This window comes from Gordonia sp. 852002-10350_SCH5691597 (genome assembly GCF_001665715.1).
Lineage (GTDB): Bacteria > Actinomycetota > Actinomycetes > Mycobacteriales > Mycobacteriaceae > Gordonia > Gordonia sputi.
Genome location: NZ_LZMO01000063.1, coordinates 1 through 6050, shown reverse-complemented (window position 1 = coordinate 6050; position 6050 = coordinate 1). Strand labels below are relative to the sequence as shown.

7 protein-coding genes are annotated in these 6050 nt (G+C 64.9%); 2 read left to right on the top strand and 5 right to left on the bottom strand.

What is annotated here, in order from left to right:
- Positions 1–24: 24 nt before the first annotated feature.
- From A5777_RS04495 to A5777_RS04485, 3 genes are all read right to left on the bottom strand, one after another.
- On the bottom strand, positions 25–1089 hold the full coding sequence (locus A5777_RS04495) for an NAD(P)H-dependent flavin oxidoreductase (protein WP_064861754.1): 1065 nt from the start codon (positions 1087–1089) through the stop codon (positions 25–27).
- Positions 1090–1191: 102 nt separating this feature from the next.
- Entirely contained in the window at positions 1192–2298 is a 1107-nt protein-coding gene (locus A5777_RS04490) for an ABC transporter permease (protein WP_005203376.1), read from the bottom strand.
- A gap of 69 nt (positions 2299–2367) precedes the next feature.
- Positions 2368–2988, bottom strand: coding sequence for a TetR/AcrR family transcriptional regulator (locus A5777_RS04485; RefSeq protein ID WP_005203378.1), 621 nt, complete (start codon positions 2986–2988; stop codon positions 2368–2370).
- A gap of 79 nt (positions 2989–3067) precedes the next feature.
- On the opposite strand from A5777_RS04485, the gene A5777_RS04480 reads away from it, so the two are divergent.
- Both A5777_RS04480 and A5777_RS04475 read left to right on the top strand, forming a co-directional pair.
- Positions 3068–3472: a DoxX family protein gene (locus A5777_RS04480; RefSeq protein WP_005203380.1), complete on the top strand. Its 405-nt coding sequence runs from the start codon at positions 3068–3070 to the stop codon at positions 3470–3472.
- On the top strand, positions 3469–3894 hold the full coding sequence (locus A5777_RS04475; RefSeq protein WP_005203381.1) for an HIT family protein: 426 nt from the start codon (positions 3469–3471) through the stop codon (positions 3892–3894). Before A5777_RS04480 ends, A5777_RS04475 begins: the two co-directional genes overlap by 4 nt.
- Before the next feature lie 27 nt (positions 3895–3921).
- On the opposite strand, the gene A5777_RS04470 is transcribed toward A5777_RS04475, so the two are convergent.
- Positions 3922–4551, bottom strand: coding sequence for a TetR/AcrR family transcriptional regulator (locus A5777_RS04470; RefSeq protein ID WP_005203382.1), 630 nt, complete (start codon positions 4549–4551; stop codon positions 3922–3924).
- Positions 4548–6050: 3-hydroxyacyl-CoA dehydrogenase family protein (locus A5777_RS04465; protein WP_064861753.1), on the bottom strand; the 1503-nt coding region annotated here is incomplete at its 5' end. The genes A5777_RS04465 and A5777_RS04470, both read right to left, overlap by 4 nt.

Sequence of the window (6050 nt, the reverse complement as noted above, 5' to 3'; positions counted from 1 at the left end):
CGCCCGCGCAACAACCAGACCCGCTCAGCTGCCCAACCCGCGCGCGGCGGCGGTCTGCGACCAGATGCGCGCGATGATCTCGGCGGCGGGGCCGAAGTCGCTGTCGCGGAACGACGTCCCGGCCCACAGGTTGAGGAATTCCGGATCGCCGGCGAGAGCTGCGGCCGAGCGGAGTGGACTCGTCAGATGGTGCAGCTGTGGGTACTCAGCGGGGGCGAGTGGCGAGTAGCGATCGGTGAACTCGTTGCGCAGCGCACGCGCCGGTCGGCCGGAGAACGCTCGGGTCACCACGGTTTCGGTAAACCGCGAATCGCGCAGTGCTGCACGGTGAGTCGGCTTGGTACCTGCCTCCGCACTGTCGAGGAACGCGGTACCCAGTTGCACCGCGACGGCACCGGCGGCCAGTGCGGCGTCGACGTGTGCGCCGGTCGCGATCCCGCCGGCGGCGATGATCGGGATGTCGACGAGTTCGGCGACCTCACGCACCAACTCGATCGTGGACGTCTGCGAAGGCTCCGCCGTCGCCGAGAGCGTCGCACGGTGCCCACCTGCTTCGACCCCCTGCACGCAGAGTGCGTCGACCCCCTGCGCGGCAGCAGCTTTCGCGTCGATCGGATCGGCCACCGTGGCAACCGCTACGATTCCGGCGCCGTGCAGACGATCGACGAGGCTCTCACCCGGAAGCCCAAATGTGAACGACACCAAAGGAACTCGTCGGGAGATCACCAGATCAACCTTGTCCGCATACGCATCGTCGTCGAATTCAACGACGGGCCCGACGTCGACGTTGTACCGTCGCGCGACCGGCTCCAACTCGTCGCGGTAGCGGAGCACTGCAGCCAGATCGCGAGCGGGTCCGCCCGGCACGAAGAGGTTCACACCGTAGGCGCCCACACCCGACGCGACGACCTCGTCGATCTCGCCCGCAAGTGCGTTGACCGACTTGTAGCCCGCAGCCAGAAAGCCCACGGCCTGCGCCTGCGCAGCCGCGATCACCAGCGCAGGCGTCGACGGACCGCCTGCCATCGGCGCGACGACGATCGGCACACGCAGGCTCATCAGGTCGAATACCTCTGCGCTGTCAGGCATCTGCACGCTCCCGTCGTACGAGTTGCGGCGGATCATTCGACCGCCGCCACCGTCGAGGCTACTCAGCGCGGCCCCGTCTGGGAACCATGAACTGCGCCGTGGTCAGGAGGTTGCCGACTCACCAGCCTCGTGACGATGCTCGTGATCGCCATCCTGGTGGTGGTGCTCGTGCGTGATCGGGTACAAGATGTCGACGTCGACGGCCGAGGTGCGAGAGCTTCTGTTACCCAACATGTTCCAGATCAGCACCGTCACCGTGCCGAGTCCGGCGTAGAGCCCGAGGCAGAGCAGCGCAGTCCCCGACCCCGCCTCCGGGAAGTACAACGAGTTGCGAATCAGTTGTGCACCACCGCCGGTGGGTAGCCATTCTCCGAGCTTCGCCCAGAAGGTCGGCATGAAGTTCCACGGGATCGACGCACCCGACAGCGTCGCGCCGACGAGGAAGTAGAAGCCGCCCGCCAACGATCCGATCGGCCCGAACAGCGTCACCAGACCGGCAGTCGAGCCCGCGATGGCCAACGAGATCAGGGTGTACGTGCCGAAGAGTCGCCACTGGTCCGCGGAGCTGCCGACGCCGTAGAACCAGGAGAACAGGAGCACGATCCCGGCCGACACCGCGGCGTAGGCAACCAACGCCGCAACGTGGCCGAACCCACGCCGCAACGACTGCGGCACTCGCGGCATCAGCCGTCCGAGGCCCAGTGACGCGATACTGCCGCCGAGCGAGATCACCTGCAGGATATAGCCGATCGACGCACCGTTGATGTCGTCTTCGGAGAGCTTGACGACATCGACCGCCAGCGTTTGCGGGAGTTGATTGCTCACATTGGCCTCTGAGGCAACAGCTTTCAGCGCGGTCGCGGGTAGCGCACCGCCGGCACTCGCCACTACCGGCACAATGCCCTGCTGCGTGATCTCCAGCCCACCGTCGACCTCCCGATCGACGATCGCGGCGCGCAACGAGTCCATGGATTCATAGGATCGAGCATCGAACTTGCCGTCGGCTTCCACTGCGGCAGTGAGCTTGTGCGTCTGTTGCTCGGGTCCGACAATTCCGATGGGTACGTTCCGCGGCGACGGTGAATGTCCGACGCCGAGATAAAAGGCACCCAGCCCGAGTTGGGTGAGTGCACCGAGTAGGACGACGGCGAACAGCAAGCGTCGGTACTTCGCACCGAATGACAACGGCTCAGCTTCAGTCTGGAGCATGGATGACTACCTCAAGGTTTCGTGGACGGAACTATCGAGAACGGACGAGAAGTTCTGTGTACGAGCTGATTACGCGTGAAAGCCGTCGACCGCGATGCCGACCTGGGTGCGCACATCCTCGAACGGATCACGATCCGAATGCGCGCCTGTCGACGCACGGGCGATCGCGAGTGCTGTGACAGCGAAGATCATGTTGGCTGTGAGCGTTGCCCTGTCTGCCACCGCGTCGTCACCGGAATCGGCAACGAGTCTCTGCGCGATCCGCTCCTGCAGCTCGGCAACCAATGCGAGTCCCGCTGCGCGGTAATGATCATCGGAACCACCGAAGAGCAGTTCCCGATGGTAGGCATTGCCGTTCTCGGGGTTGGCGCGGGCGTACTCGAGCAGAGGACGCACCATCTCGTAGATCGCCTCGGCCGTGTCGGTTGTCGACGCCGCCGATGCCGCGCCGACGTCGAGTGCTCGGCGCAACTCCTCATTGAGCACCATCAGAAGTAGCTCACCCTTGGTCGACGCGTAGCGGAAGACCGTGCCCGCCGCGACGTCGGCGCGGTCGGAGACCTGCCCCGTCGACACCGACTCGAAGCCACGTTCGGCGAACAGATCGGCTGCCGCGCGGAAGATGCGGTCCTGTTTGTCGCGCATGTTGCGGGCGCGCCTACCGTCGGCGGTCGCCGCGTCGGGGGTCATGTCACCTCCAATAATGAGTGGACTCATAAATGAGTCTACTCATTGCTCCGCACATGACAGCGGCGTTAGGCTCGATTTCATGTCACCTCGCACCCTTGTCCGAATCGTCCTCGGCGCATTTATGACCTTCGCCGGAATCACCCACCTGACCGTCGCGCGCGACGAGTTCCAGGCGCAGGTTCCCGATTGGTTTCCCATCGACACCGACGTCACCGTGCTCGCGTCAGGCGTTGCCGAAATCGGCCTCGGAGCGTCGTTTCTGGCATTGCCCAAGCACAAGCGCGTGATCGGCATCCTGCTCGCGCTGTTCTACGTCGCGATCTTCCCCGGCAACATCGCGCAGTACGTCGAGCACAAGGACGCGTTCGGACTCGACACCGATCGCAAGCGACTGATCCGGCTGTTCTTCCAGCCGGCTCTGATCGCAGCAGCGCTCTACGGGGGCGGCGTCGGTGCGAGTAACGCGGACGCCCGCAAGTCATGACCGACTGCGTCTTCTGCGGCATCGTCGCAGGTGAGATACCCAGTGTGAAGGTCGCCGAAACAGCATCGACCTACGCATTCATGGACATCAACCCCGCCAACGACGGCCATCTGCTGGTGATCCCCAAGCAGCACAGCACCGACCTACTCGACATCGGCGCTGACGATCTGACCGCGACCACCCTCGAGGCACAGCGGATCGCGCGGGCGATGGTCGACAACGCCGGCGCCGACGGCGTGAACCTGCTCAACTGCTGCAAGGCTCCCGCGTGGCAGACGGTATTCCATTTCCACCTCCACGTGATCCCGCGCTACGCCGACAGGAGCGTCGACCGCCTGTCACTGCCGTGGCAACCGGGCGTCGCGGGTGATCGAACCGTCATGACGGAATACGCCGAGACGTTGGCAACGGCGCTGCGCTGAGAGGAACCACTGGGAGACGTTGCGAGTTCAGACAGAACCCGACATGACCCGCTCGGCGAGCGGGACGAGTGTCTCGATGAGTATCGTGCGAGCCTGCTTGCGGGAGAGCGTCTTTCGATCGACCCATTCACGTGCGGTGGCCTTCATCATGCCGCCCCAGCTCCGGAACACCGCGAGTGCCGCCCGATGCTCGCGGCCCGTCCCGACAAACCCGATCGCGTCGAGCACGCGCTGCGCGGCGCGATCGTCGGCCTCGTTGAGGATCGCCGCGATCTGCGGATCGTCACCGATCCCCTCGACGCCGACCGCCAGCCACGTCTTTCCGTGAGTGTCGAGGACAGTCATCAGCCAATCAACCGAGGCCTCGACTCGTTCCCGCAGTGTGCCGCCCGGCAGAGTGACCGTGTCGATCTCGGGCACGATCATCATGGCGCGCACGACTTCGACGTAGAGGTCGCGCTTGGTGCCGAAGTAGTGGTTCAGCAGCCCGCGCGCCACTCCGGCTTCGCGGGCGAGCTCGGCCATCTGCACCGTCGCGTAGGGCTGCTCACCGAACATCCGGATGGCGACGGCCAGGATTTCATTACGCCTGGCGTCGGGGCCGAGCCTGCGCCAACGCGGTTCATCTGCGGTGGTCACAGTGTGTGATGTTGTCACACAAGCTCGCTGCCGTCTGCGGCACGGGCACGTAGCGCGTCACTGACGACGAATCTGTCACCGTAGCGCGCTCGGAGTTCGTCAGCGCGCGCGACGAATCCTTCCAACCCGTCCGGATACTGATTGATGTACTGCAGTGCACCACCGGTCCACGCCGGATAGCCGATACCCATGATCGAGCCGACGTTGGCCTCGGCCACCGACCCGATGGCGCCCTCGTCGTAGCAGGCGAATGCCTCCAGGGCCGCGGCTACGAGCATCCGCTCTTTTGCGTCGTCGAACGGGATCTCGACGTCAGATCTCGTGTAGAGCTCCGCGAGGCGCGGCCACAGTCCGAGTCGCTGTCCACCGGGGCCGTCGTAGTCGTAGAACCCTCTACCTTCCAGGCGACCCGGACGATCGAACTCCTCGAGCATCCTGTCCACCAACGGATACGACGCACTGGGTACAAAGTCGACGCCCCGTGCACCGGCGTCGGCGATGAATCCCGCACGGATCTTCGCGATGGTCTTCATGTTGATCTCGTCGAACAGAGTCAATGCTCCTGCCGGGAAACCCGCCTGCAGCGCAGCTTGTTCGGCGCTCGCGGGGTGCATGCCCTCGGCCACGAGCGAGAGCGCCTCGTCGACGAACTTCGCGATGACCCGATTGGCGTAGAAACCGTATGTGTCCTGCACGACGATGGGCGTCTTGCGTATCTGCTTCGCGAAATCCAGTGCACGAGCCAGTGATTCGTCCGAGGTCTGCTCTCCGACGACGATCTCGACGAGCGGCATCTTGTCGACCGGTGAGAAGAAGTGCAGACCGATCACGTCGGAGGGTCGCGTCACCGCACCCGCCATCTCGGCGATGGGCAGCGCCGAGGTGTTCGACGCGAGCAGGGCATCGTCGGACACGTAGCCCTCGACCTCGGCGAGAACCTTCTTCTTGAGCTCGACGTCTTCGAACACGGCCTCGACGACGAGGTCGGCGCCCTTGACGTCGGAGATGTTGTCGGTGGCCAGGATTCGGTCGAGGGCTCGATCGCGTCCCGCCGTGTCGAGGCGACCCTTGGCGACCTTGGCGTCGAGGATTCGCCGGGAGTAGTCCTTGCCGCGTTGCGCGCCTTCGATTGTGACGTCACGCAGCACGACGTCGACTCCTGCCTTCGCGGCGACGTACGCGATCGCCGCGCCCATCATGCCCGCGCCGAGGACGGCGACCTTGGTGGCCTTGCGTACCGGGATGTCGGCGGGGCGGGCGGTTCCCTTGTTGACCTTGCCCAGGTCGAAGAAGAGCGCCTTGATCATGTTGGCGGAGATCTGACCACAGATCAGTCGCGCGCAGTAGCGCGTCTCGATGGTGAAGGCGGTGTCGATGTCGACCGACGCTCCCTCGACTGCGGTCGCCAGCACCGAGATCGGGGCCTTCATCGGCGAGCCCTTGAGTTGCCTACGCAGAGTTGCGGGGAAGGCGGGCAGGTGTGCTGCCAGTGCGGGCGACGACGGCGCGCCACCCGG